21 protein-coding genes are annotated in these 24895 nt (G+C 69.0%); 4 read left to right on the top strand and 17 right to left on the bottom strand.

Going from position 1 to position 24895, the window contains the following annotated elements; all coding sequences use genetic code 11:
* Positions 1 to 6 precede the first annotated feature (6 nt).
* The 12 genes from rplW to rfbB all read right to left on the bottom strand — a co-directional run bounded on the left by rplW (position 7) and on the right by rfbB (position 10912).
* Positions 7 to 330, bottom strand: coding sequence for a 50S ribosomal protein L23 (gene rplW / locus DEJ51_RS19845; protein ID WP_007265901.1), 324 nt, complete (start codon positions 328 to 330; stop codon positions 7 to 9).
* Positions 330 to 980, bottom strand: coding sequence for a 50S ribosomal protein L4 (rplD, locus tag DEJ51_RS19840; protein WP_030388861.1), 651 nt, complete (start codon positions 978 to 980; stop codon positions 330 to 332). The genes rplW and rplD overlap by 1 nt, the downstream gene beginning before the upstream one ends.
* 4 nt (positions 981 to 984) lie before the next feature.
* Positions 985 to 1629, bottom strand: coding sequence for a 50S ribosomal protein L3 (gene rplC, locus DEJ51_RS19835; RefSeq protein WP_007265899.1), 645 nt, complete (start codon positions 1627 to 1629; stop codon positions 985 to 987).
* A 14-nt stretch (positions 1630 to 1643) separates the two neighbouring features.
* Positions 1644 to 1952 carry a 30S ribosomal protein S10 gene (gene rpsJ, locus DEJ51_RS19830; protein WP_003948644.1) on the bottom strand — a complete coding sequence of 103 codons (309 nt, stop codon included), beginning with the start codon at positions 1950 to 1952 and terminating at the stop codon, positions 1644 to 1646.
* A 471-nt stretch (positions 1953 to 2423) separates the two neighbouring features.
* Positions 2424 to 3536, bottom strand: coding sequence for a hypothetical protein (locus DEJ51_RS19825; protein WP_150258779.1), 1113 nt, complete (start codon positions 3534 to 3536; stop codon positions 2424 to 2426).
* Between the two features lie 99 nt (positions 3537 to 3635).
* Positions 3636 to 5456 carry a hypothetical protein gene (locus DEJ51_RS19820; RefSeq protein ID WP_150258778.1) on the bottom strand — a complete coding sequence of 607 codons (1821 nt, stop codon included), beginning with the start codon at positions 5454 to 5456 and terminating at the stop codon, positions 3636 to 3638.
* 4 nt (positions 5457 to 5460) lie between these two features.
* Positions 5461 to 6759, bottom strand: coding sequence for a lipopolysaccharide biosynthesis protein (locus tag DEJ51_RS19815; RefSeq protein ID WP_150258777.1), 1299 nt, complete (start codon positions 6757 to 6759; stop codon positions 5461 to 5463).
* A gap of 25 nt (positions 6760 to 6784) precedes the next feature.
* Positions 6785 to 7669 (bottom strand): glycosyltransferase family 2 protein, encoded by an 885-nt coding sequence (locus DEJ51_RS19810; RefSeq protein WP_150258776.1) that lies wholly within the window; start codon positions 7667 to 7669, stop codon positions 6785 to 6787.
* A 9-nt stretch (positions 7670 to 7678) separates the two neighbouring features.
* Positions 7679 to 8485 carry a glycosyltransferase family 2 protein gene (locus tag DEJ51_RS19805; RefSeq protein ID WP_150258775.1) on the bottom strand — a complete coding sequence of 269 codons (807 nt, stop codon included), beginning with the start codon at positions 8483 to 8485 and terminating at the stop codon, positions 7679 to 7681.
* Positions 8482 to 8883, bottom strand: coding sequence for a DUF2304 domain-containing protein (locus DEJ51_RS19800; protein ID WP_150258774.1), 402 nt, complete (start codon positions 8881 to 8883; stop codon positions 8482 to 8484). The genes DEJ51_RS19805 and DEJ51_RS19800 overlap by 4 nt, the downstream gene beginning before the upstream one ends.
* Positions 8884 to 9026: 143 nt before the next feature.
* The gene (rfbD, locus tag DEJ51_RS19795; protein WP_150258773.1) at positions 9027 to 9938 is read right to left on the bottom strand and encodes a dTDP-4-dehydrorhamnose reductase; all 912 of its coding nucleotides are present in this window, start codon (positions 9936 to 9938) and stop codon (positions 9027 to 9029) included.
* Positions 9935 to 10912 carry a dTDP-glucose 4,6-dehydratase gene (gene rfbB, locus DEJ51_RS19790; RefSeq protein WP_150258772.1) on the bottom strand — a complete coding sequence of 326 codons (978 nt, stop codon included), beginning with the start codon at positions 10910 to 10912 and terminating at the stop codon, positions 9935 to 9937. Before rfbB ends, rfbD begins: the two co-directional genes overlap by 4 nt.
* 82 nt (positions 10913 to 10994) lie before the next feature.
* Between rfbB and rfbA the strand changes: the two genes are divergently transcribed.
* Together rfbA and rfbC are read left to right on the top strand one after the other, a co-directional pair.
* Positions 10995 to 11870: a glucose-1-phosphate thymidylyltransferase RfbA gene (gene rfbA / locus DEJ51_RS19785; RefSeq protein ID WP_150258771.1), complete on the top strand. Its 876-nt coding sequence runs from the start codon at positions 10995 to 10997 to the stop codon at positions 11868 to 11870.
* Complete coding sequence (gene rfbC / locus DEJ51_RS19780; protein ID WP_150258770.1) at positions 11867 to 12466, top strand: dTDP-4-dehydrorhamnose 3,5-epimerase; 600 nt, start codon at positions 11867 to 11869, stop codon at positions 12464 to 12466. The genes rfbA and rfbC overlap by 4 nt, the downstream gene beginning before the upstream one ends.
* 243 nt (positions 12467 to 12709) lie before the next feature.
* Here rfbC and tuf read toward each other — a convergent pair whose 3' ends face one another.
* The 4 genes from tuf to rpsL form a co-directional block, all read right to left on the bottom strand.
* Positions 12710 to 13903: an elongation factor Tu gene (gene tuf, locus DEJ51_RS19775; RefSeq protein WP_030008455.1), complete on the bottom strand. Its 1194-nt coding sequence runs from the start codon at positions 13901 to 13903 to the stop codon at positions 12710 to 12712.
* 147 nt (positions 13904 to 14050) lie between these two features.
* Positions 14051 to 16183: an elongation factor G gene (gene fusA, locus DEJ51_RS19770; RefSeq protein WP_150258769.1), complete on the bottom strand. Its 2133-nt coding sequence runs from the start codon at positions 16181 to 16183 to the stop codon at positions 14051 to 14053.
* A gap of 39 nt (positions 16184 to 16222) precedes the next feature.
* A complete protein-coding gene (gene rpsG, locus DEJ51_RS19765; protein ID WP_007265894.1) occupies positions 16223 to 16693 on the bottom strand; it encodes a 30S ribosomal protein S7 in 471 nt (156 codons plus the stop codon).
* A gap of 2 nt (positions 16694 to 16695) precedes the next feature.
* The gene (rpsL, locus tag DEJ51_RS19760; protein ID WP_007265893.1) at positions 16696 to 17067 is read right to left on the bottom strand and encodes a 30S ribosomal protein S12; all 372 of its coding nucleotides are present in this window, start codon (positions 17065 to 17067) and stop codon (positions 16696 to 16698) included.
* Between the two features lie 367 nt (positions 17068 to 17434).
* On the opposite strand from rpsL, the gene DEJ51_RS19755 reads away from it, so the two are divergent.
* Together DEJ51_RS19755 and DEJ51_RS19750 are read left to right on the top strand one after the other, a co-directional pair.
* Positions 17435 to 19918: a YfhO family protein gene (locus tag DEJ51_RS19755; protein ID WP_223835888.1), complete on the top strand. Its 2484-nt coding sequence runs from the start codon at positions 17435 to 17437 to the stop codon at positions 19916 to 19918.
* A gap of 168 nt (positions 19919 to 20086) precedes the next feature.
* A complete protein-coding gene (locus tag DEJ51_RS19750; protein ID WP_150258767.1) occupies positions 20087 to 20896 on the top strand; it encodes a hypothetical protein in 810 nt (269 codons plus the stop codon).
* Between the two features lie 97 nt (positions 20897 to 20993).
* Here the strand turns inward: DEJ51_RS19750 and DEJ51_RS19745 are convergent, their stop codons facing one another.
* A complete protein-coding gene (locus DEJ51_RS19745) occupies positions 20994 to 24893 on the bottom strand; it encodes a DNA-directed RNA polymerase subunit beta' (protein ID WP_030725970.1) in 3900 nt (1299 codons plus the stop codon).
* Positions 24894 to 24895 lie beyond the last annotated feature (2 nt).

Raw genomic sequence — 24895 nt, 5'->3', positions numbered from 1 at the left:
CCTCCGTTAGGAGGCCTGGCCGCCGAAGATGTCGATACGGTTGCCCTCGGCAAGGGTCACGATGGCGCGCTTGGTGTTGGCGCGCTTGCCGAAACCGGTCTTGGTGCGCTTGCGCTTACCCTGACGGTTGATCGTGTTGACCCCGGTGACCTTGACCGAGAAGACCGCTTCCACGGCCTGCTTGATCTGGGTCTTGTTGGCGCCGGGCGCGACGATGAACGTGTACTTGTTCTCGTCCAGCAGCGCGTAGCTCTTCTCCGACACAACCGGCTTGATCAGCAGGTCACGCGGGTCGGTGAAGGTCTTGCTGGTAACGGTCGCCTCAGACATCAGGCGTCGCTCCCTTCGGTCTCATCGGCCTTGGGGCCAGACACGAAGGACTCGAAAGCGGCCTGGGTGAAGACCACGTCGTCAGAGACGATCACGTCGTACGTGTTCAGCTGGCCCGGCTCCAGGATGTGAACCTGGGGCAGGTTGCGGGCGGACAGCCACGCGGCCTCTTCGGCGCGGTCGACGACCAGGAGCAGGTTCTTGCGCTCCGAGATCTTGCCGAACAGCGTCTTGGCGGCCTTCGTGGAGGCGGCACCCTCGACCACGCCGGTGACGACGTGGATGCGGGAGTGACGCGCACGGTCCGAGAGGGCACCGCGGAGGGCGGCGGCCTTCATCTTCTTCGGGGTCCGCTGGGAGTAGTCACGCGGCTGCGGGCCGTGGACGACGCCACCGCCGACGAACTGCGGCGCACGGGTCGAACCCTGGCGCGCGCGGCCGGTGCCCTTCTGGCGGTACGGCTTGCGGCCACCACCACGGACTTCGCCGCGACGCTTGGTCTTGTGCGTGCCCTGACGGGCAGCAGCCAGCTGAGCGACAACGACCTGGTGGATCAGCGGAACGCTGGTCTTCGCGTCGAAGATCTCCGCGGGGAGCTCGACGGTACCGGCCTTGTCGCCTGCCGGCGAAAGGATGTCAATGGTGCTCATTACCTCAAGCCCCCTTGGCCGCGGTACGGACCAGGACGAGGCCGCCGTTCGGACCGGGGACCGCACCCTTGATGAGGAGCAGACCCTTCTCCGCGTCAACCGCGTGGATGGTCAGGTTCTGGGTGGTGACACGCTCGTTACCCATGCGACCGGCCATGCGCATGCCCTTGAAGACACGCCCAGGGGTGGCGCAGCCACCGATCGAACCGGGGGAGCGGTGCTTGCGCTGCACACCGTGACCGGCGCCGAGGCCCCGGAAGTTGTGCCGCTTCATGACACCGGCGAAGCCCTTGCCCTTGCTGTTGCCCGTGACGTCAACCTTGACGCCGGACTCGAACACCTCAGCAGTGATCTCCTGGCCGAGCGTGTACTCGCTGGCGTCGGAGGTGCGGAGCTCCACCAGGTGGCGGCGGGGGGTCACGTCGGCCTTGGCGAAGTGGCCCTTGAGGGGCTTGTTCACCTTGCGCGGGTCGATCTCGCCGAAGGCGATCTGGACCGACTCGTAGCCGTCGATGTCGTTCGTACGGACCTGGGTAACGACGCAGGGTCCGGCCTTGACCACGGTCACCGGGACGACACGGTTGTTCTCGTCCCAGACCTGGGTCATGCCGAGCTTCTCGCCCAGGACGCCCTTGATCTGCTTTGCCATCTTCTCGACGCCTCTCAGAGCTTGATCTCGATGTCAACGCCGGCCGGAAGGTCCAGGCGCATCAGCGAGTCAACGGTCTTGGGGGTCGGGTCGAGGATGTCGATCAGGCGCTTGTGCGTGCGCATCTCGAAGTGCTCGCGCGAGTCCTTGTACTTGTGCGGCGACTTGATGACGCAGTACACGTTCTTCTCAGTGGGCAGCGGCACCGGGCCCGCGACCGACGCACCAGTGCGGGTCACCGTCTCGACGATCTTCTTCGCCGAGGAGTCGATGACCTCGTGGTCGTAGGCCTTGAGCCGGATGCGGATCTTCTGTCCCGCCATGGCTACTCCGTAGTCCTGTCTCTATGTGGAAACGCTCTGGCTCCCGGTCGGCTGCGGGACTGGATCCCGCGGCCTCTCCTCCGACCCACGCGGTCGGGCGTGTCGCACTCCCTCTACAGAAAATTCCCATACGGAAATTCCCTCGTCCAAGGGGGTACGGTCCCTGTGACCGCGATTCGGGGGAGAAACACCCACCGAGTGCCTGGTGGGCACCGTGCTGACACTTCCCAGAAGATTCCCGTACGTCCGTCCCCATTGCTGCCCCGAGAGGCAGATTAAGGACGACGAGTACTGTGGGACTCGCTTCCGGTCCTCCCGGCGGGAGGCGCGCAGCATCGGCACTCAGCCGAGCAACTTGAGTAGTCTGCCATACGAGGCACGTACCTGGCCAATCGGGCCGAAGAGAATACCCCGCCACGCTGCGTGGTCAAACCGCACCACGCACCTGGCGCGGCGGGGCCCCTCCCCCGGTCAGGAGCGGGTGAGCGTCCCGCATTCCCCGCCGCTGATGTCCTTGCTGCGGTCGTACGGGTCCGTGGCGGGCCCGGTGGGCGTCGGACCGGTCGGCGCGTCCTGCGGGAACTGCGGATGCAGGTAGCCGTCGGCCGTCCCGCATTCCACGTTCGACCACTCCGCACGGTGCTCATGCAGCTGGAGCCGGTCCCCGGTGGCCTTCCAGCGCGCAGGGTCGAGCAGGGACAGGGTGATCTGCCGGCGCACGATCGTGCGCTGCACGCTCGTACCCCCCTTGCTCATCGGGTGGACGAAGGTGTAGTCCGTCACCACGCGCACCTCCCCGGGCTCCCCCTCCTCCACGCGCATGCTGCCGCGCACCTTGACGACGTCGCCCACCGGCTTGACCGCGGCCGGATCGAAGCGGGTGAAGAGCGTCACCGGGGTGTCCTGCGCCGTGGGCCTCGTCAGGTACTGCTCCAGCCGCTGCGGGACGTCCGGCTGCTGGGGATCGAGGAGCGCCAGGGCCGTGGCGGGGCGTTCGCCGCGCAGGGTCGCCGGGTCCAGGTTGGCCGCGACGAGGAACTGCCTGACCTGCTGCAGCGCTTCCGCGACCTTCTCCTTCGGCAGCCAGCCCACGGCGGTGGCCTCGGGGACCTCGATCCCGGCGGCCCCGTCGGCCCACTGGAGGGCCGGAGAGCCGCGGAAGGGCTCCTTCAGCGTCGGCTGGTCGGGATCCACCGGCGGCGGGGGCGCGGTCGGCCGGGCCGTCTCGGCGGCCAGCGGGGCCTTCGCGTCCTGTCGGGCACCGGCCTTGCCCGTGACCCGGTCGATCACCAGCTCGGGCCGCAGCGCGACCAGCGCGAGCCCGGCGATGAAGACGACGGCCAGGGTGGCCTTGATCCGCCGCCCGCCCCGGCCCCGCCCGCCCCGCGTCCGCGGCCCGACCGGGCCGGTGCGCCACCCAGGAGGCGGATCCTGCCGGTCGCGCAGCCGCTCGGTCACCATCCGGGCCCGCGCCGACGGCTCCCTCGGCGCCTGTCCGCTGCCCGAGGAGGCCCGCTCCAGGAACTCCGCCAGCTCCTCGTCGGATATGCCCGCGCCGCGCGCGTCCTCGTCTTTCCCGCCCATGGCCCACCCCGTGTGTACGTATGCATGCGTGGGGACCCGCAACGAACGAGAGGCCCCGCACCGTGCGGTGCGGGGCCTCTCGCCACGGATCCTCTGCGACTAGTCGCGTCGCCAGATCACGAAATCGTACTCCGGGACGTGGCGGTCGACGTGCCAGCCGGCCGGCACCCTGCGCCAGCTGTCGGTGGGCGGGGCGGAGTCGTCGACGAGGGCGAGCACCGCCACGTTGGCTCCGGCGGGCGGCGCCTCGTTCACGATCAGCGCACGGGTCCAGACCCGGCCGTCGAGCACCTCGTAGCCCAGGGTCACCCGGGTCTCCCAGCGGAAGGCCCGGTCCATCACCAGCTGGTCGCCGGGCCGCAGGCCCGCCTTCTCCAGGAAGCCGGCGCCGTCGGCGTAGCGCCAGTCGTGGTTCGGCTGGACGACGTTGTCGGTGATCGCCACGGTCCCCCAGCCGGCGAGGGCCGCCATCGCCACCGAGACGGCACCGGTGGCGAGGGCCGCACGTCGCTTGCCACCGAGCAGGCGCAGCGCCAGCAGGACAACGAAGACGATCAGGGCGACCACGGTGGTGCGCGCCGCGTGGAAGTGCTTCCAGTCCTCCGACCACAGGCTGGAGAGGAAGGTCGCGTCGGGCAGGCCCCACAGGATGAAGTAGGACTTGGCCCACTGGTGCTGGGCCATGTGGAGCAGCACCGCCGTGAACGCCCCGACCACCGCCACGGTGCCGGCGCCGAGGATCACGAGCTTCTTCCGGCTGCGGACCCGGTACAGCACCGCCACCGCGACCACCAGGTACACCGCGACCAGCGGGGACAGGTAGCGGGCGTAGGTGATGGTGTCGATCCGGTGGTCGTTGGGCAGGCCGGCGGCCGCCGCCAGGGCGATGCCGCCCAGCAGGGAGACCATCAGGAAGGCCACCACCCGGTCGGCCCGGCTGAACCGGGCGCTGAACACCACGAGCACGCAGACGAGCAGGGCCAGTGCGCCCAGCCCCCAGGTGCTGGTCAGGAAGTACCAGATGTGCCCGACCACGCGCATGATGGTGCGCCGCAGCAGGCGGGTGTTCTCAAGGGTCTGGAAGACGGCGTTGCCGACCTCGCTCGGCTTCGCCCCGTCGATCCTGGACATCATCCAGCTCGTCATCAGCTGCTTGAGGACGAACATGACGGCCAGCACGGCCAGGCAGAGTGCGGAGGCGATCCGCGGAGCCCAGTTGCGGACCAGCGCGGCCAGCAGGACCAGCCCGGTGAGCGCGATGATCACGCCGCCGCGGTCATGGGTGAGCAGGCAGTAGCCGGCCGCGAAGGCGCCCATCAGACCGAACCAGGTCCGGCGGCGCCGGCCCCCGTCCAAGAGCAGGCCGTGCAGGCCGATCAGCCACAGCAGCACGAGGCCCGGCAGCGGGGTGTCGGCCATGCCGAACTGCGAGTAGAAGACCACCGGCGGCACCAGCGTCACCGCGCATGCCGCGATGTACGACACCGCCCGGGGGACGTCCAGCCTGCGCAGCGCCCAGTACGCGAGGGGCAGCACGAGGCAGCTGAGCAGTGCGTTGATGCCCAGGATCAGGTGGTAGGCGAAGACCGGGTCCTCGGTGACGCGCAGGGCCGGCGAGATGAGCAGCGAGTAGCCGGCCGGGATGACCTGGTCGCTGGGGATCTCGGTGGTCGACCGACCGGCCAGCATCCTGGCCATCACCAGGTACATGGGCTCGTCGGGGTTGACCGTCGGGTAGTCCAGCTTCCTGACCAGCGACAGCCGGAACAGCACGTTGAGCACGTAGCCGACGGCCAGCGCCAGCGGCACCACCCAGCGGGCATGCCACCACGCCGACGGAGTACGGCTGTCCGCCGGGGAATCCCCGCCGGGCCGCTCCGTCTCCGGGTCGACGGGGGGATTGGGGGCCAATCGCGTCATGAGGTCAGGCTTCCGTGAGGTGTCCAAGAGGTACCGGTGCGTCGGTACGGCGCGGAACGGCGCCGCGCAGCGTCAGCAGCATCGCAGCCGCGGTGGCGAGCGAGCCGACCGCGTAGGCGAGGCCGACGCGCAGGGCGATGTCGCCGGGGAGCAGGGTGACACCGAGCAGGACCGCGGTGCCGAACACCCAGCAGAGCAGCTGGGCCCGGTGCTTGTGCAGCACCATCTGGGCCTGGCCGAGCACCATCGCCAGCATGTAGCAGGTCGTCCCGATGGCGAACCAGAGGAAGTCGAGGCGGCCGAGCTGGCCGGGAGCGGCCCCGAACAGCACCTCGATCAGCCAGGGGCCGAGCAGCACGGCCGGCACACCGCCGACGGCGCCGAGGCCGAGCACCACCAGACAGGCCTTGCGGAGCATCCGGGCGAATCCCTGGTGGTCTCCGCCGGCCACCACGGTGGACAGTCCGGACAGCAGCGAGGCCTGCAGCGAGCCGAAGACGAAGAGCGGGACCCGGGCCAGCACCAGGGCGCTGAGCAGGCCCGCGATCAGTTCGGTGCGGGTCGGCTCCAGCAGCTGGGTGCTCATCACCGCCGCGTTGACGACCACCTGGGCCAGCAGGGTGGAGGCGGTCAGCGGACCGAGGCCGCGGACCAGCTCCCGGGTGGCGATCGGACCGCCGGGCCGCGTCGCATCCCGGGTCGGGGAGAGCGTGAGCAGCAGGGCGACGAACGGCGCCACCACGAGGATCAGGCCGAAGGCGAGCGCCGAGTGCAGCCCGGCCGCGGCACAGCCGAAGGCCAGGACGATCCGCAGGCCGCCGTCGACCGCGAGCTGGGAGCCGTACGCGGTGAACCGGCCGGTGCCGGCCAGGACGCCCCGGGTGAGGTAGCACAGGGCCATCCCCGTGAAGGCGGCGCCGAGTACGGCGACCATCGCCCGGTCGCCCTGGAACAGCCGGCCGGCGATCGGCCCGGCGAACAGGGCGAGCGCGCCGAGGACCACGGCGAGGACACCCGCGGTCAGCAGCCCCGCCTTCCGGAGCACCGGTGCGGAGCCCTCACCGCGCACCACACGGGCGGCGACGATGCGCGTGAGCTCCTGCTCGATCGGGAAGAACAGGCCGATCCCGACGGACATCACCAGCGTCCACAGCACCGAGACCCCGGCCATGTCGGCCTTGGCGAGGCTGTGTCCGGCCACCGCGAGGTGGATGTAGGAGGCGGCGCCGAGCACAGCGGTGCCCCCCGCGACCATGGCGGTCCCGGGGGGCAGGGCCTTGAGCAGTCTTGCTATCGGGTTCATCCAGCAGCTTTCATCGGCCGCACGCTCAGCGCGTGGCGTGACGGAGCATGGCGCTGACACCGGGCCGCCCGGCCTTCATCGCGGCGCCGGGCAGCAGGGTGATCGCGTGCAGCCGGGAGGAGAGGTGCAGCCGGGAGACCTTGGCGGCGCGCGGCCAGCCGTGCCGGTCCAGGCGGTCGGCGGTCTCGACGAAGAAGCGCTTGGCCTCCTCGAAACGATGGCCCGTGTAGGCCTTGGCCGAGGACTCGCTCTCGGCGTGCCGGCGGTAGCTGAAGCAGACCTCCGGTGTGGTGGCCAGGGTCTCCCCCGCCACCAGCAGGTCCACGACCAGGGCGAGGTCCTGGATCACGCCGAGGTCGGCCCTGAAGGAGAAGCGCTTGATCGCCTCGGTGCGCCAGCAGATCGACGGGAAGTACAGCCAGTTCCCGCGCAGCAGGCTGGTGGCCAGCTCCTCGCCGCCGAGCAGGGCCCGGCCCGGGCCCTTGGGCGCGTACAGCTTGCGCTTGGTCCGGTCGGCCAGGGTGTCGTACGGGAGGCCGTCGGTGCCGATGACCTGGACGCCCGGCTGGATCATCGCCGCGGTGGGCTCGCGGTCGGCGGTCGCCCGCACGACCTGGAGGTAGTTCGGCTTCATGAGGTCGTCGCAGCCCATGAGCACCAGGTACTCGTACTCGGCGAGTTCGACGCAGCGGTTGAAGTTGCCGGTCACCCCGAGGTTGCGCTCGTTGCGGAGGTAGCGGACCCGGGGGTCGGCGAGCTGCTCGAACCACTCCGGGACACCCGGCTCGGTGCCGTCGTCGACGACGGTGAGGCGCCAGTCGTCGCCGTCCTGGGCCAGGACGCTGCGTACGGCGTCCTGCATCAGCGCGACGTCGCCGTAGTACGGCAGGAGGATCTCGAAACGCGACATGTTCTCCGCCTACGCCCTGGTCAGCTCGCGGGCGACCAGCTCGGCGGTGCGCTCCTGGGAGGCGGCGTACGCCGGGGTGCCGGGGGTAAACGTCTTGAGCTCGGCCGGCATCCGGCGGATCATCGCGAGCAACAGCACGAGGCCGGCCCGGGTGAGGTAGACCATCGCCCGGAACGGCGAGGCGCTCGGCCGGCCGGTGGTCCGCTCCCGCATCGCCACGGGTATCTGGCGCACGGTGAAGCCGGAGCGGGCCGCGCCGACCATGGACTCGATGGTGTCGCCGAGGTACTCCACGGGGTACCAGCGGGCGAAGAACTCGATGAGCGGCCGGTTGCAGGCACGGAAGCCCGAGGTGGTGTCGGTGAGCTTGGTCCGGGTGATCCGCGACAGCACCACGGACAGCAGCGACATCGCCCACTTGCGGGGGCCGCGCACCGTGTAGTCGCCGTCGCCGGCGAACCGGGCACCGATGACCAGGTCGGCGTCGCCGGCGGCGAGGCGCTCCAGCAGCGCCGGCACGTACGCCGGGTCGTGCTGGCCGTCCGCGTCGACCTGGATCGCCACGTCGTAGCCGTGCTGCTGCGCGTAGCGGTAGCCGAGCCGCATCGCGCCGCCGACACCGAGGTTGAACGGCAGCTGGGCGACGGCGGAGCCGGCGGCCCGGGCCACCTCGGCGGTGTTGTCCGCCGAGCCGTCGTCGACCACCAGGGTGTCCACGTACGGCAGTTGCTGCTGGATCTCGCGCAGGACGGACGGCAGCCCGTCCTGCTCGTTCCAGGCGGGAAGAATGATCAGAACGCGACGACCGTCGTTCACGAGTTCACCTGTGCCTCGATGGCGCCGGATTCCTCCGCGCGCGGCGACGTGCTGGGGTAACCGCCCTGCTGGACGAGGTGCGCGCGGATCAGCGCGACGTCCTCCGCGAGGGTGCGGGTCTCCGCCTCCAGGCGGCTGGTCTCCCAGCTGAGGTGCAGGCTCACCAGCAGGACCAGGACGAATCCGACGAAGAGCACCAGGCTCACGCCGGATGCCACGCCGAGGGACCTGGCGACCGGGTCGAGCAGGTCGGGGACGAACCCGAGCGGGGCGACCAGCAATCCGATCGCGAGCCATATCGCCGCGTACTTCTCCCGCAGTTGCTGGCGGCGCAGCAGCTCGAGGATGTACCCCAGCACCAGCAGACCGGTGATGGAGGTCAGAACGGAGAGTCGCACAGCGGACGGCGCCTTTCGCGCGAAGGGGCCAACATCTTTATAGGAGAAGCATATGGCACCGGACAGGACGCCAACGGGGCCCGAAAGGTTGCGTCCCGGGCCCCGTCGGCAACGTGCGGGTGCGGGCGATCAGCCGCGCCGGCTCACCTGGTGGAGGGGAGTCCCAGCAGATCAGCGAAGGCCGGGCGGGTGATCGCCTCGGCAAGCTGCGCCCGCCACTCGGGCAGCGGTTCCAGCCCGGCCGCCGACCAGCCGTCGTGAGCAAGGACACTGAAGGCCGGCCGCACGGCGGGACGTACGAACGCCTCGGAGGTCGTCGGCCGGATCCGCTCGGGGTCGAGCCCGCTCAGCCGGTACGCCTCGCGTGCCAGTCCCATCCACGTCGTACGGCCGCTCGCCGTGCCGTGGTAGATACCGCCCGGGGCCTTGCCCGCCAGCGCGGCGAGGCCGAGGGCGACCAGGTGCCGGGCCAGCGCGTAGGACCAAGTGGGCTGGCCGTGCTGGTCGTCGACCACGTCGAGGGTGTCCCGCTGGGCGGCCAGCTTCAGCATGGTGGCGACGAAGTTCGCGCCGTGCTCGCCGTACAGCCATGCGGTCCGCACGACGTAGCCGTCCTGCGGGAGCAGTTCGGCGACGGCCCGTTCGCCGACCAGCTTCGAGCGCCCGTAGGCGTTGACCGGACCGGTCTCGGCGTCCTCCGGGTACGGCTGCGCGGCGTCGCCGGGCAGCACGTAGTCGGTGGAGACGTGCAGCAGGCGCGCACCGGCGTCGGCGCAGGCCGCGGCGAGGACGCGTACGCCGGTGCCGTTGACGGCGGTGGCGGCTTCCTCGGCGGTCTCGGCACCGTCCACGTCGGTCCAGGCCGCGCAGTTGACGACGACCGCGGCACCCTCGACGGCGGCCCGGACGGCTGCCGGGTCGGTGATGTCGAGGTCGGCGCGGCCCGCGCCCGTGGCCTCGATGCCGGCGTCCTTCAGGACGGCCAGGACGTCCTTGCCGAGCATTCCGGCGGCGCCGGTGACGAGCCAGCGGCCGGCTTCCGGGTTCGCGGTCACTTCTGCAGGGCCGCCTTCACCTTGAGCGGCTCCCACCAGGCGCGGTTCTCGCGGTACCAGTCGATGGTGGCCTTGATGCCGTCCTCGAAGGTGACCTGCGGGGCGTAACCCAGCTCGGCGCCGATCTTGCTGATGTCGATGGAGTAGCGGAGGTCGTGGCCCTTGCGGTCCTCGACCTGCTCGACCATGTCCCAGCCGAGGCCGGCGGCCTCCAGCAGGACACCGGTGAGCTCCTTGTTGGTGAGCTCGGTGCCGCCGCCGATGTTGTAGACCTCGCCGGCCCGGCCCTTGCGCATGGCCAGGTCGATGCCGCGGCAGTGGTCGGAGACGTGCAGCCAGTCGCGGACGTTGCCGCCGTTGCCGTACAGCGGGACCTTCTTGCCGTCCATCAGGTTCGAGACGAACAGCGGGATGACCTTCTCCGGGAACTGGTAGTGCCCGTAGTTGTTGGAGCAGCGGGTGACCACCACGTCCATGCCGTGGGTGCGGTGGTAGGCCAGCGCCAGCAGGTCGGAGGACGCCTTCGAGGCGGAGTACGGGGAGTTCGGCACCAGCGGCCACTCCTCCGTCCAGGAGCCCTCGCTGATCGAGCCGTAGACCTCGTCGGTGGAGATGTGGACGAAGCGGCCGACGCCGTGCTTGCGGGCGGAGTCGAGCAGCACCTGGGTGCCGACGACGTTGGTCATCACGAACGGGCCCGCGCCGGCGATCGAGCGGTCCACGTGGGACTCGGCCGCGAAGTGCACGACGACGTCATGACCGGGCATGACCTGGTCGACGGCGTTCGCGTCGCAGATGTCACCCTTGACGAAGGTGTATCCGGAGTGCCCGGCGACCGGGGCGAGGTTGGCCTCGACGCCCGAGTACGTCAGCTTGTCGAAGACAGTGATCTGCGCCGTGGCATCTGCAGCGAGCTGCTGGCGGACGAATTCTGAACCGATGAAGCCGGCGCCGCCGGTCACGAGGATGCGCATAATACGAAGAGTCTAGCGGTCCGCCCAACGTCACACGGCCTCAGCTCCGCTCCCCCACGCCCTCTCGCATAGGGTTCTCCCCATGCGTGGAATCCTCTTGGCCGGTGGCACCGGATCGCGACTCTGGCCGCTGACCCGGGCAGTCTCGAAGCAGCTGCTGCCCGTCTTCGACAAGCCGATGATCTACTACCCTCTCTCCACCCTCGTGATGGCGGGTATCAGCGAGATCCTGATCATCACCACCCCGGACGACCGCGACCAGTTCGAGCGACTGCTCGGCGACGGCTCGCAGTTCGGCCTGCGGCTGGAATACGCCGTCCAGGAGCGCCCGGAGGGCATCGCCCAGGCGTTCGTCCTCGGCGCCGACTTCATCGGTGACGAGTCCGTCGCTCTGATCCTCGGCGACAACATCTTCCACGGCAGCGGCCTCGGCACCCGCCTCGCCCAGCACACGGACGCCAAGGGCGGCCGCGTGTTCGCGTACCCGGTCGCGGACCCCACCGCCTACGGCGTGGTCGAGTTCGACGAGAACGGCCAGGCCATCTCCATCGAGGAGAAGCCGGAGAAGCCCAAGTCCCGCTACGCCGTGCCGGGTCTGTACTTCTACGACAACCAGGTCGTCGAGATCGCCCGGGGCCTGAAGCCCAGCGCCCGCGGCGAGCTGGAGATCACCGCCGTCAACGACGCCTACCTCCAGGCCGGCGAGCTCAACGTCACCATCCTCGACCGCGGTACGGCGTGGCTGGACACCGGCACCTTCGTCTCGATGGTGCAGGCCTCCGAGTTCGTCCGCGTGATCGAGGAGCGCCAGGGCTTCAAGATAGGTTGCATCGAGGAAGCGGCCTGGCGGGCCGGCCTCATCGACTCCGCGCAGCTGCGCGCGCTCGCCGAGCCGCTGACCAAGAGCGGCTACGGCGACTACCTGCTGATGCTGCTCGCCGAGGAGGACGCCCGATGAAGTTCCGCGAGCTCTCCATCGCCGGCGCCTTCGAGGTCACCCCGCAGCTGCACGGCGACCCGCGCGGCCTGTTCACCGAGTGGTACCGCTTCGACCGGCTCGCCGAGGTCGTCGGCCACCCGCTGAACCTGGCGCAGGCGAACCTCTCGGTCTCGTCCGCGGGCGTGGTCCGCGGCATCCACTTCGCCGACGTACCGCGCGGCCAGGCCAAGTACGTGACCTGCGTACGCGGCGCCGTGCTCGACGTCATCGTCGACCTGCGGGTCGGCTCCCCCACCTTCGGCCAGTGGGAGGGTGTCCGCCTCGACGACGTGGACCGCCGCGCGGTCTACATCCCCGAGGGCCTCGGCCACGGCTTCTGCGCGCTGAGCGACGACGCGACCCTGTCGTACCTCTGCTCGGAGACGTACAACCCGACCGGTGAGCACTCGGTGCACCCGCTCGACCCGGACCTGGGCATCGAGTGGCCGGCCGAGGTCCCGCTGCTGTCCGCCCGCGACGAGGCCGCCCCTTCGCTGGCCGACGCCCTCGCGACCGGTCTGCTGCCCGACCATGCCGCCTGCGTCGAGTTCACCGAGTCCCTGCGCGTGAACTGACCCGCAGCCGTCCGCACATGAGGGCCGCACCCCGGACGGGGTGCGGCCCTCATCCGTACCCGCCCGGCACCGCATTCGTCCCCGTATTCGCACTCGCACTCGTACCCGTACCCGTACTCGTACTCGTACGAGCGGTGCCCGGGGACATGCCGAAGGGCCCCGTCCCACCGCCGAGGCGATGGGCCGGGGCCCTTCAGTGCAACTTGGTGCCCGATGGACGGGCTACCAGGTCAGAGCACGAAATTACTTCGTGATCTTGGTGACCTGGCCGGCGCCCACGGTACGACCACCCTCACGGATGGCGAACTTCAGGCCCTCCTCCATGGCGACCGGCTGGATCAGCGCGACCGTCATCTCGGTGTTGTCGCCCGGCATGACCATCTCCGTGCCGGCCGGCAGGGTGACGACACCCGTGACGTCCGTGGTACGGAAGTAGAACTGCGGACGGTAGTTGTTGAAGAACGGGGTGTGACGGCCACCCTCGTCCTTCGACAGGATGTAGGCCTGGGCCTCGAACTCGGTGTGCGGGGTGACCGAACCGGGCTTGATGATGACCTGGCCGCGCTCGACGTCCTCGCGCTTGATGCCACGGAGGAGCAGACCGACGTTCTCACCGGCCTGGCCCTCGTCGAGGAGCTTGCGGAACATCTCGATACCGGTGACCGTGGTGGTGGTCTTGGTCTCCTTGATACCGATGATGTCGACGGTCTCGTTGACCTTCAGGACACCACGCTCGATACGGCCGGTGACGACGGTACCGCGACCGGTGATCGTGAAGACGTCCTCGACGGGCATGAGGAACGGCTTCTCGGTGTCACGCGGCGGGGTCGGGATGGCCTCGTCGACGGCGGACATGAGGCCGAGGAGCTTCTCGCCCCACTCCTTGTCGCCCTCGAGCGCCTTCAGCGCGGAGACGCGGACGACCGGCAGGTCGTCGCCCGGGAACTCGTACTCGGAGAGGAGCTCACGGACCTCGAGCTCGACGAGCTCCAGGATCTCCTCGTCGTCCACCATGTCGGCCTTGTTCAGGGCGACGACGATGTAGGGGACGCCGACCTGGCGGGCCAGGAGCACGTGCTCCTTGGTCTGCGGCATCGGGCCGTCGGTGGCGGCGACCACGAGGATCGCGCCGTCCATCTGCGCGGCACCGGTGATCATGTTCTTGATGTAGTCGGCGTGACCCGGGCAGTCGACGTGGGCGTAGTGACGCGCCTCGGTCTGGTACTCGACGTGCGCGATCGAGATGGTGATACCGCGCTGGCGCTCCTCAGGAGCCTTGTCGATCTGGTCGAAGGCCGAGGCCTCGTTCAGGTCCGGGTACGCGTCGTGCAGCACCTTGGTAATGGCGGCCGTGAGGGTCGTCTTACCGTGGTCAATGTGACCGATGGTGCCGATGTTGACGTGCGGCTTAGTCCGCTCGAACTTCGCCTTCGCCACGGGGTCCTCCTGGAGAGTGGTTCTGTACGCCTTACAGATCGGCGCCAGGTGATCTTTGCTGGAAAGCCGGCCCCCCGGGGCAACGGATGGTGACTCCTGTTGCCCCAGAGGCTCCGGTGACAAGCCTAAAGCGTGTACTCGGAAGAGTTACTCGCCCTTGGCCTTCGCGATGATCTCCTCGGCGACGTTCCGGGGAACCTCGGCGTAGGAGTCGAACTGCATCGAGTAGCTGGCGCGACCCGAGGTCTTGCTGCGGAGGTCTCCGACGTAGCCGAACATCTCCGAAAGGGGCACGAGGCCCTTCACGACGCGAGCACCGTGACGCTCCTCCATGGCCTGGATCTGGCCACGGCGGGAGTTGATGTCACCGATGACGTCACCCATGTAGTCCTCGGGCGTGGTGACCTCGACGGCCATCATCGGCTCAAGGAGCACGGGAGAAGCCTTGCGCGCGGCCTCCTTGAAGGCCTGCGAACCGGCGATCTTGAAGGCGAGCTCGGAGGAGTCGACCTCGTGGTAGCCACCGTCGAGAAGCGTGACGCGAACGCCAGTCATCTCGTAGCCGGCCAGGATGCCGAACTGCATGGCTTCCTGCGCACCGGCGTCGACCGAAGGGATGTACTCCTTCGGGACGCGTCCACCAGTGACCTTGTTCACGAACTCGTACGCCGGACCGTCGGTCTCGGTGATGGGCTCGATCGCGATCTGCACCTTGGCGAACTGACCGGTACCACCGGTCTGCTTCTTGTGCGTGTAGTCGTGACGCTCGACGGCCTTGCGGATCGTCTCGCGGTACGCGACCTGCGGCTTGCCGACGTTGGCCTCGACCTTGAACTCGCGCTTCATACGGTCGACCAGCACCTCGAGGTGCAGCTCGCCCATACCGCCGAGGATGGTCTGGCCCGTCTCCTCGTCCGAGTGAACGTGGAAGGAGGGGTCCTCCTCCGCGAGACGCTGGATGGCGACACCCAGCTTCTCCTGGTCACCCTTGGACTTGGGCTCGATGGCGACCTGGATGACCGGCGCCGGGAAGTCCATGGACTCCAGGATCACCTGGTTCTTGTCGTCACACAGCGTCTCACCGGTGGTGGTCTGCTTCAGGCCCATGACGGCGACGATGTCACCGGCGCCCACCGCGTCGATCTCTTCACGCTTGTTGGCGTGCATGCGGTAGATCTTGCCGATGCGCTCCTTCTTGCCCTTGACGGAGTTCAGCACCGCAGTGCCGGCCTCCAGGCGGCCCGAGTAAACCCGGACGAAGGTGAGCTTGCCGAGGTGCGGGTCGCTCATGATCTTGAACGCGAGCGCGGCGAGGGGCTCCTCGTCGGACGGCTTGCGCTTCACGACGACCTCGGGGTCGCGGACGTCGTGGCCCTCGATGGCCTCGATGTCCAGCGGCGACGGCAGGTAGCGGACGACGGCGTCGAGCAGGGGCTGAACACCCTTGTTCTTGAACGCCGTGCCACAGAACACCGCGGTGATCGTGGGCTCGCCCTTGCCCTTGCCGGAGTTCAGGATGATCCGACGGACGGCGGCGTGCAGCTGCTCGACGGTGGGCTCGTTGCCCTCCAGGAACAGCTCCATGATCTCGTCGTCGTTCTCGGCGACGGTCTCGACCAGCTTGCCGCGCCACTCTTCAGCAGCCTCGGTGTGCGTGGCCGGGATGTCGACGATGTCGTACATCTCGCCCTTGGTCGCCTCGGCGGACCAGACGAACGCCTTCATCGTGACGAGGTCGACGACACCCTGGAAGTCGGCCTCGGCACCGATGGGGAGCTGCATGACGATCGGAACCGCACCGAGGCGGTCCTTGATCATCTCGACGCAGCGGTGGAACTCGGCGCCGGTGCGGTCGAGCTTGTTGACGAAGCAGATGCGCGGGACGCCGTAGCGGTCCGCCTGACGCCAAACGGTCTCGGACTGCGGCTCGACGCCGGCCACACCGTCGAAGACGGTGACGGCGCCGTCGAGGACGCGGAGCGAACGCTCCACCTCGACGGTGAAGTCGACGTGACCCGGGGTGTCGATGATGTTGATCGTGTGGTCAACGTCTTCGAGGGGCCAGTGGCAGGTCGTCGCGGCAGACGTGATGGTGATACCACGCTCCTGCTCCTGCTCCATCCAGTCCATCGTGGCAGCGCCGTCGTGGACCTCACCGATCTTGTACGACACACCGGTGTAGAACAGGATGCGCTCGGTGGTGGTCGTCTTGCCCGCGTCGATGTGGGCCATGATCCCGATGTTGCGGACCTTGGCCAGGTCAAGCGAAGTGGTAGCCATAAGGCTTCGGTCTTCTCTCGGTCTCGATGTGGGGTGGGACTACCAGCGGTAGTGCGCGAAGGCCTTGTTGGACTCGGCCATCTTGTGCGTGTCCTCGCGCTTCTTGACGGCAGCGCCAAGACCGTTGGAGGCGTCGAGCAGCTCGTTCATGAGGCGCTCGGTCATGGTCTTCTCACGACGGGCGCGGGAGTAACCCACGAGCCAGCGGAGGGCCAGGGTCGACTGGCGACCCGGCTTGACCTCGACGGGGACCTGGTAGGTCGCGCCACCGACACGGCGGGACTTGACCTCGAGGGACGGCTTGACGTTCTCCAGCGCGCGCTTCAGCGTGATGACCGGGTCGTTGCCGGTCTTCTCGCGGAGGCCTTCCATGGCGCCGTAGACGATGCGCTCGGCGGTGGAGCGCTTGCCGTTCAGGAGGATCTTGTTGATGAGCGACGTCACCAGAGGAGATGCGTAGACCGGGTCGATGATGACCGGGCGCTTCGGGGCGGGGCCCTTACGAGGCATTCTTACTTCTCCTTCTTGGCGCCGTAGCGGCTGCGGGCCTGCTTGCGGTTCTTGACAGCCTGGGTGTCAAGCGCACCGCGGATGATCTTGTAACGAACACCCGGCAGGTCCTTCACACGGCCACCACGCACGAGCACGATCGAGTGCTCCTGCAGGTTGTGTCCCTCACCCGGAATGTAAGCGGTGACCTCGATGCCGGAGGTCAGACGCACACGCGCGACCTTACGGAGCGCCGAGTTCGGCTTCTTCGGGGTGGTCGTGAACACACGCGTGCAGACGCCGCGACGCTGGGGCGAAGCCTCAAGCGCGGGGGTCTTTGTCTTCTCGACCTTGTCCTGCCGGCCCTTACGGACCAGCTGCTGGATCGTAGGCACTACTTCTCCGGTTTCTGTGTGCCGTGTAGTGAAACTAACCTGGAACTTTCCCCGACCCACGCGGTCGGGTGTGTCGAACACTGCACGCTTTCACCGAAGTGAGTCGGGCGCAGATTGCGGTGTGGTCGTCTCGGCCCTCCGCGGGGTCATGAGCACACGCGGAGGCCAGGGCACACCCCAGGCACAAGGTCAGAGCGTACCTACCTCACAGAGGTAGGTCAAAACAAATGCCCAGCACGAAAACCCGCCGCGCGCAAGCGGGCAGCGGGCCGATCGGCCCCCTGCCCCGCCCCGCGCCCTAAACTGAAGGCTTGACCGGGCGCGGCACGCCCTCAGTCGATCAGCAGGGAGCAGGACATTGGGGACCGTGGCACCCGAGCCGACCACAGTCGACGCCCGTCCCACCGCCCCGCACAGACCCGCCCCGCGCAGAGCCGCCATCCGCCGGATCACCCGCTTCCGCGGTCCCCTGCTGGCCTTCCTGATCACCTCGGGCGCCTTCTGCGCCGCCTGGGTGGCACGCGGCACCTACCCCTTCGGGAACACCGGCCGGGCCCTGAACGACCAGGCCAACCAGTACGTGCCCTTCCACCGCGCGCTGTGGGACCTGGCCCACGGACAGGCCGCCGGCGACGTCCTCTTCACCTGGCGCGGCGGCTTCGGACAGCAGTTCCTCGCCGACTACCACACCTACCTCGGCAACCCCTTCTCCTGGCTGGCCGTCCTCGTCCCCCGCGCCCACGTCGACCTCGCCGTCTTCGCGATCACCCCGATCACCATGGGCACCGCCGCCGCCGTGATGACGGTGTACCTCGGCAAGCTGCACCCCGGCCCGTGGTGGCAGCGGGGTGTGCTCGGTGCGGTGTACGGCCTGTGCGGCTGGGCGCTGAGCGACGCCTCGTACATCCCCATGTGGCTCTGGGGCCTGGTCGCGCTCCCACTGCTCGGCATCGCCGTCGAGTGGTGCCTGGAGGAACGCCGCTGGCCGGGCGTGGCCCTCCTGGTCGCGCTCGCCTGGTTCGGGAACTTCTACACCGCCATGATGGCCACGATGGCCGCCTGCGTCCTGCTGGCCATCCGCATGACCACCCGGGACATGACGGGCCGGCAGCGGCTGCGCGCGCTGTGGCGGGCCGCGACGGCCACCGGCACCGGGATCCTGCTGACCCTGCCGCTGCTCCTGCCGTCGTTCCTGTCCAGCGGGGCCGCACAGCCCACCCGGGCCGCGGCCTTCGACCCCGTACGGATCGAGCTCTTCCTCGCCGGCATGCTCCCGGCCACCCACCTGTGGGGCGGGCGTCCGCGGCTGTACGTGGCCTCGCTGGGCCTGATCCTGGCCGGCAGCTTCCTCCTCAACACGAGGGTCGCGAAGCGGACCCGCCTGGTGTGGTCGGCGGCGATCCTGCTCGTGGCCGCCTCCTTCCAGTTCCCGCCCACCCAGTACGTGTGGCACGGGCTGGCGGTGCCGAACGGCAACCCGTACCGCGAGGCGTTCGTCTTCAGCGGGATGGTCGTGGTCGTCGCCTGGCTGGCGCTGGCCAACCGGCCGCGCCCACTCCACCTGGCCCTGTCGGCCGCCGTCCTGGTCGCGGCCACCTGCGTACTGCGCCGTGCCGACGACTTCGGCGGCTGGACCTGGCCGGCCGTGCTGGGCGGCGGCGCGGTCTCCCTGCTGGCCCTGGTCCTGCTGCGGCTCGGCGAGAAGCGCCGGTTCCTGGTCCCGGTGGCCGCCGCCCTGATGATCGGCGTCGTGTTCGCCGAGTCCACGGTGGCGACGGCCGGCGCCGACGCCCGGCGGGCCCGCGAGCGCTGGGCCAAGCCCGTCGCCACCTCGAACCGGTCGATCGGCGACCACTTCGAGGCCGTCCGCGCCGTGTCGGGCTGGCCCGCCTACCGGACCGACTCGGGTGCGCCCCAGAGCGCGTACAACGACGCCCTGGCACTGCGCGCGGAGGGTCCGCAGTACTACAGCAGCTACCTCCCCGAGGCCACCTACAAGGCCCTGGAGCCCCTCGGCTACGGCTTCAAGAACGACGGCCGGACCTTCTTCGGCGCCGACAACCCGGTACTCGACGCGATCTTCTCCATCGGCGCGCGGGTCCGCCCGGGCACCACCCCCAGCTCCTGGACGGGCTCGAAGTTCCCCGCGCCCCCGCTGGTCACCGTCCGCACCGCGCCGTACACCTCCCCGAACCCGGCGGAGACCGTCTACGCCCGCCAGGAGAACGTCCTGGGCGCCACCGTCTACCAGGTCCCGCCCGTCACGCGCGGCGGGTCCGCCACCGAGCCGGCGTACTCGGCCCGGTGCACCCCCGGCTCCGAGGCCTACTGGTACTCCCCCGCCGTCTACGGCACGGTCCGCTCCGGCGGCGGCCCCCGGCGGCTGCTGGAGGACCGGATGACCGGCGTGACCCCGCTGGGCACCGTGCCCGCCTCGGGCCTGGTCGAGGTCACGCTGCAGACCGGTACGCAGGGCACGGACGCGGGCGCGTACCCGCTCGGCTGCCTGGACCGCACCGCACTCGACGCGGCCGTCCGGCACCTCACCGCCACCGGCGCCACCGCGGTCGAGGTCGGCGGTCACTCGATCACGGCCACCCTCCCCACGGCCGCCGGAGGCACGGCCGTCATCGCCACGACCGCCGTCCCGGGCTGGCAGTGCACGGCCCCCCTGAAGCCCTTCCACGGCCTGCTGGCCGTGGACCTCCCCCCGGGCACGACCGAGGCCTCCTGCACCTTCACCCCGAAGGGCCTCACCCCAGGCCTGGCAGGCGCCGCCCTGTCCCTCCTGGCCCTCGTCGCGGTCCCCGCGGCCACCCGTCTGCGCCGGCGGCGCACGTCCGGATCCTGATCAGTCGGCGGACCGGTCGGCCGGTCCGCCCCGCACGCAAACCCGCACGCGAACGCGAATCGATCGTCCTTTCGATGTCGCCTGCCATGATGTCGACGGCACACAAGATCAAATGCCGCGTTTCCTTCGGCGATCCGGCCGATCAGACACCACCATGGGGGAGTTCTCGTGCTCAGCAAGGTCCGCGCATCGGACGGCATGACGGCACAGTCGACCCGGCACCGGCGCGGCCCTCTGGCCCCGGCCGCGTTCCTGCTGTCGATGCTCCTGGTCGGCGGGTGCGCGCAGCACACCGATGACGACAGGACCGGCGACGACGGGCAGGCCCGGCCGTCCGCCCCGGCGGCCACCGGCTCCGGTACCGGCACCGCATCCGCCGCTGCGGAGCAGACGCAGCAGCCGTCCGGTACGTCCGCGGGCCGCCCCGCAGGCTGCAGCACCGACGACACCGACCAGGCCGTGCCGACGCGGAGTCCCGCCGATCTCCGGTGGATGACCTACCGGACGGACCTCCTGCCCGCCTCCCCGACCGCCGGCCCCCTGAAGGTCGAGGGCCCCGTCTGGTCCTGCTTCGCACGCACCCCGCTCGGTGGAGTGCTGGCCATCCACGCCATCTGGGCCAAGATGGGCGGCTCCGACTGGAAGGCCGTCACCGAGAAGCAGATGGCCCGCGGGCCGGGCCGGGACCAGCTCGTCGCCAAGCGCAGCGAGCTGCCGGACGACGACAAGACCGGCGCTCCCGGCAGCGACGGCACCTACCTCGGCTTCAGGTTCCTGACCGCCTCGAAGGACCAGGTCACGGCCATGATCCTGATGCGGTTGCCGGACGGGAGGTACGCCGCCGGCACCGCGTCCGCGGTGTGGGAGGACGGCGACTGGAAGCTGCGCCCGACGCTGACGGGGTCGATCAGCGAGAGCATCACGCCCGTGGGCGGCACCGACGGGTTCGTCCTGTGGGGTGCCGGCAAGAGCTCCTGACGTCCCCGTACGGGCCGGGAACGCCGTACGGGCCGGGAACGCCGCAGGGCGGCCACCCTCTCGGGTGACCGCCCTGCGGTTACTGCTCGTGTCCGACTCAGCCGTTGTACGGGCCGTAGTCGTAGTCCTCCAGCGGGACTGCCTGGCCGGAGCCGGAGCCGAAGGGCGAGTAGTCGATGTCGTCGTAACCGACGGCCGAGTACATCGCGGCCTTGGCCTCTTCGGTGGGCTCGACCCGGATGTTGCGGTAGCGGGCGAGGCCCGTACCGGCCGGGATGAGCTTACCGATGATGACGTTCTCCTTGAGGCCGATGAGGCTGTCGGACTTGGCGTTGATCGCCGCATCCGTCAGGACTCGGGTCGTCTCCTGGAAGGAGGCGGCCGACAGCCAGGACTCCGTCGCCAGCGAGGCCTTGGTGATACCCATCAGCTGCGGACGGCCGGAGGCGGGGTGACCGCCCTCGGTGACCACACGACGGTTCTCGGTCTCGAACTTCGACCGCTCGACCAGCTCGCCCGGCAGGAGCTCCGCGTCGCCGGACTCGATGATCGTCACGCGGCGCAGCATCTGCCGGATGATGATCTCGATGTGCTTGTCGTGGATCGACACGCCCTGCGAGTTGTAGACCTTCTGGACTTCGCCGACCAGGTGGACCTGGACGGCACGCTGGCCGAGGATGCGCAGCACGTCGTGCGGGTTGGTGGCACCCATGGTGAGCTTCTGGCCCACCTCGACGTGGTCGCCCTCGTGCACGATGACCTTGGCGCGCTTCGAGATCGGGAACGCCGTCTCGTCGCTGCCGTCGTCGGGCGTGATGACGATCTTCTTCGTCTTCTCGGTCTCCTCGATCCGCACGCGGCCGGCGGCCTCGGAGATCGGGGCGACACCCTTCGGGGTACGGGCCTCGAAGAGCTCGACGACACGCGGCAGACCCTGCGTGATGTCGTCACCGGCCACACCACCGGTGTGGAAGGTACGCATCGTCAGCTGGGTACCGGGCTCACCGATGGACTGGGCGGCGATGATGCCGACCGCCTCACCGATGTCGACCAGCTTGCCGGTGGCGAGCGAGCGTCCGTAGCAGAAGGCACAGGTGCCGACCGCGGACTCACAGGTCAGGACCGAGCGGGTCTTGACCTCCTCGACGCCGTTGGCGACCAGGGCGTCGATGAGGACGTCACCGAGGTCGACGTTGGCCGGCGCGATGACCTTGCCGTCGATGACGACGTCCTCGGCCAGCATGCGGGCGTAGATCGAGGTCTCGACGTCGTCGGCCTTGCGCAGCACGCCGTCCTCGCCGCGAACGGCGATCTTCAGCTTCAGACCGCGCTCGGTGCCGCAGTCCTCCTCGCGGATGATCACGTCCTGCGAGACGTCCACCAGACGACGGGTCAGGTAACCCGAGTCGGCGGTACGCAGGGCGGTGTCCGCCAGACCCTTACGGGCACCGTGCGTGGAGATGAAGTACTCCAGAACGGTGAGGCCCTCACGGAAGGACGCCTTGATCGGACGCGGGATGGTCTCGTTCTTCGCGTTCGACACCAGACCACGCATACCGGCGATCTGTCGCATCTGCATCATGTTTCCTCGGGCACCCGAGTCAACCATCATGAAGATGGGGTTCGTCTTGGGGAAGTTCGCGTTCATCGCCTCGGCAACCTCGTTGGTCGCCTTGGTCCAGATCGCGATGAGCTCCTGCGTGCGCTCGTCCTTGGTGATCAGACCGCGCTCGTACTGCTTCTGGACCTTCTCGTCCATCGCCTCGTAGCCCGCGACGATGGCCTTCTTGGCCTCGGGCACGACGACGTCGGAGATGGCCACGGTGACGCCCGAACGGGTCGCCCAGTGGAAGCCGGCCGCCTTCAGGTTGTCGAGCGTCGCCGCCACGATGACCTTGGGGTAGCGCTCCGCCAGGTCGTTGACGATCTCGGAGAGCTGCTTCTTGCCCACCGAGTAGTCGACGAACGGGTAGTCCTCGGGAAGCAGCTCGTTGAAGAGCGCGCGACCCAGGGTCGTCTTCAGACGGAAGCTGTCGCCCGGCTGGAACTCCTGCTCGCCCTCCTCGGCGACCGGCGCCACCCAGCCGCGCGGCGGGATGGTGCCCACCGGGAAGCGGATGTCGACGGACGACTGGAGCGCCAGCTCGCCGTTGTCGAACGCCATGGTCGCCTCGGCCGTCGAGCCGAACGCGCGGCCCTCGCCCTTGGTGTCACGGAGCTCACCGTCGGTGGTCAGGAAGAACAGACCGAGGACCATGTCCTGGGTCGGCATCGTGACCGGACGGCCGTCGGCCGGCTTGAGGATGTTGTTCGAGGACAGCATCAGGATGCGGGCCTCGGCCTGCGCCTCCGCGGAGAGCGGCAGGTGCACGGCCATCTGGTCACCGTCGAAGTCCGCGTTGAACGCGGTGCAGACGAGCGGGTGGATCTGGATGGCCTTGCCTTCGACCAGCTGGGGCTCGAAGGCCTGGATGCCGAGGCGGTGCAGCGTGGGCGCACGGTTCAGGAGAACCGGGTGCTCGGCGATGACCTCTTCGAGGACGTCGTAGACGACCGTGCGGCCGCGCTCGACCATCCGCTTGGCGCTCTTGATGTTCTGCGCGTGGTTCAGGTCGACCAGGCGCTTCATCACGAACGGCTTGAAGAGCTCCAGCGCCATGGCCTTGGGCAGACCGCACTGGTGCAGCTTCAGCTGCGGACCGACGACGATCACGGAACGCGCGGAGTAGTCCACACGCTTACCGAGAAGGTTCTGACGGAATCGACCCTGCTTACCCTTCAGCATGTCGCTGAGGGACTTCAGGGGACGGTTGCCGGGACCGGTCACCGGACGACCACGACGACCGTTGTCGAAGAGGGCGTCCACGGCCTCCTGAAGCATGCGCTTCTCGTTGTTCACGATGATCTCGGGGGCACCGAGGTCGAGGAGACGCTTCAGACGGTTGTTGCGGTTGATCACGCGGCGGTACAGGTCGTTCAGGTCGGAGGTCGCGAAGCGGCCACCGTCCAGCTGCACCATCGGACGCAGGTCCGGCGGGATCACCGGCACGCAGTCCAGAACCATGCCCTTGGGCTTGTTGCTGGTCTGCAGGAACGCGGAGACGACCTTGAGGCGCTTGAGCGCACGGGTCTTCTTCTGGCCCTTGCCGGTACGGATGATCTCGCGGAGGCGCTCGGCCTCCTCCTCGAGGTCGAAGGACTCCAGGCGCTTCTGCAGCGCGGCGGCGCCCATGCAGCCGTCGAAGTACGTGCCGAAGCGGTCACGCAGCTCGCGGTAGAGGAGCTCGTCGCCCTCCAGGTCCTGCACCTTGAGGTTCTTGAAGCGGGCCCACACCTCGTCGAGGCGGTCGATCTCGCGCTGGGCGCGGTCACGGAGCTGCTTCATCTCACGCTCGGCACCTTCGCGCACCTTGCGGCGTACGTCGGCCTTCGCGCCCTCGGCCTCCAGCTCGCCCAGGTCGGTCTCGAGCTTCTTGGCCCGGCCTTCGAGGTCCGCGTCACGGCGGTTCTCGATCTGCTGGCGCTCGACGGAGACGTGCGCCTCCAGCGACGGGAGGTCGCGGGTGCGACGCTCGTCGTCGACGAACGTGATCATGTACGCGGCGAAGTAGATGACCTTCTCGAGGTCCTTCGGCGCGAGGTCCAGCAGGTATCCGAGGCGCGACGGGACGCCCTTGAAGTACCAGATGTGGGTGACGGGAGCGGCAAGCTCGATGTGGCCCATCCGCTCACGGCGCACCTTGGCGCGCGTGACCTCGACGCCACAGCGCTCACAGATGATGCCCTTGAAGCGGACACGCTTGTACTTGCCGCAGTAGCACTCCCAGTCCCGGGTAGGACCGAAGATCTTCTCGCAGAAGAGTCCGTCCTTCTCGGGCTTGAGGGTGCGGTAGTTGATGGTCTCCGGCTTCTTGACCTCGCCGTGCGACCAGGTTCGGATGTCGTCCGCGGTGGCAAGGCCGATCCGCAGCTCGTCGAAGAAGTTGACGTCGAGCACTG

It is taken from the genome of Streptomyces venezuelae (assembly GCF_008642275.1).
Lineage (GTDB): Bacteria > Actinomycetota > Actinomycetes > Streptomycetales > Streptomycetaceae > Streptomyces > Streptomyces venezuelae_E.
This window is presented reverse-complemented; position numbering and strand designations above follow the sequence as displayed.

Bases quoted from the DNA above. Each gene is read 5' to 3' on its own strand.
- rplW (WP_007265901.1), bottom strand. From the start codon at position 330: ATGTCTGAGGCGACCGTTACCAGCAAGACCTTCACCGACCCGCGTGAC.
- rplD (WP_030388861.1), bottom strand. From the start codon at position 980: ATGAGCACCATTGACATCCTTTCGCCGGCAGGCGACAAGGCCGGTACC.
- rplC (WP_007265899.1), bottom strand. From the start codon at position 1,629: ATGGCAAAGCAGATCAAGGGCGTCCTGGGCGAGAAGCTCGGCATGACC.
- rpsJ (WP_003948644.1), bottom strand. From the start codon at position 1,952: ATGGCGGGACAGAAGATCCGCATCCGGCTCAAGGCCTACGACCACGAG.
- DEJ51_RS19825 (WP_150258779.1), bottom strand. From the start codon at position 3,536: ATGGGCGGGAAAGACGAGGACGCGCGCGGCGCGGGCATATCCGACGAG.
- DEJ51_RS19820 (WP_150258778.1), bottom strand. From the start codon at position 5,456: ATGACGCGATTGGCCCCCAATCCCCCCGTCGACCCGGAGACGGAGCGG.
- DEJ51_RS19815 (WP_150258777.1), bottom strand. From the start codon at position 6,759: ATGAACCCGATAGCAAGACTGCTCAAGGCCCTGCCCCCCGGGACCGCC.
- DEJ51_RS19810 (WP_150258776.1), bottom strand. From the start codon at position 7,669: ATGTCGCGTTTCGAGATCCTCCTGCCGTACTACGGCGACGTCGCGCTG.
- rfbB (WP_150258772.1), bottom strand. From the start codon at position 10,912: ATGCGCATCCTCGTGACCGGCGGCGCCGGCTTCATCGGTTCAGAATTC.
- rfbA (WP_150258771.1), top strand. From the start codon at position 10,995: ATGCGTGGAATCCTCTTGGCCGGTGGCACCGGATCGCGACTCTGGCCG.
- rfbC (WP_150258770.1), top strand. From the start codon at position 11,867: ATGAAGTTCCGCGAGCTCTCCATCGCCGGCGCCTTCGAGGTCACCCCG.
- fusA (WP_150258769.1), bottom strand. From the start codon at position 16,183: ATGGCTACCACTTCGCTTGACCTGGCCAAGGTCCGCAACATCGGGATC.
- rpsG (WP_007265894.1), bottom strand. From the start codon at position 16,693: ATGCCTCGTAAGGGCCCCGCCCCGAAGCGCCCGGTCATCATCGACCCG.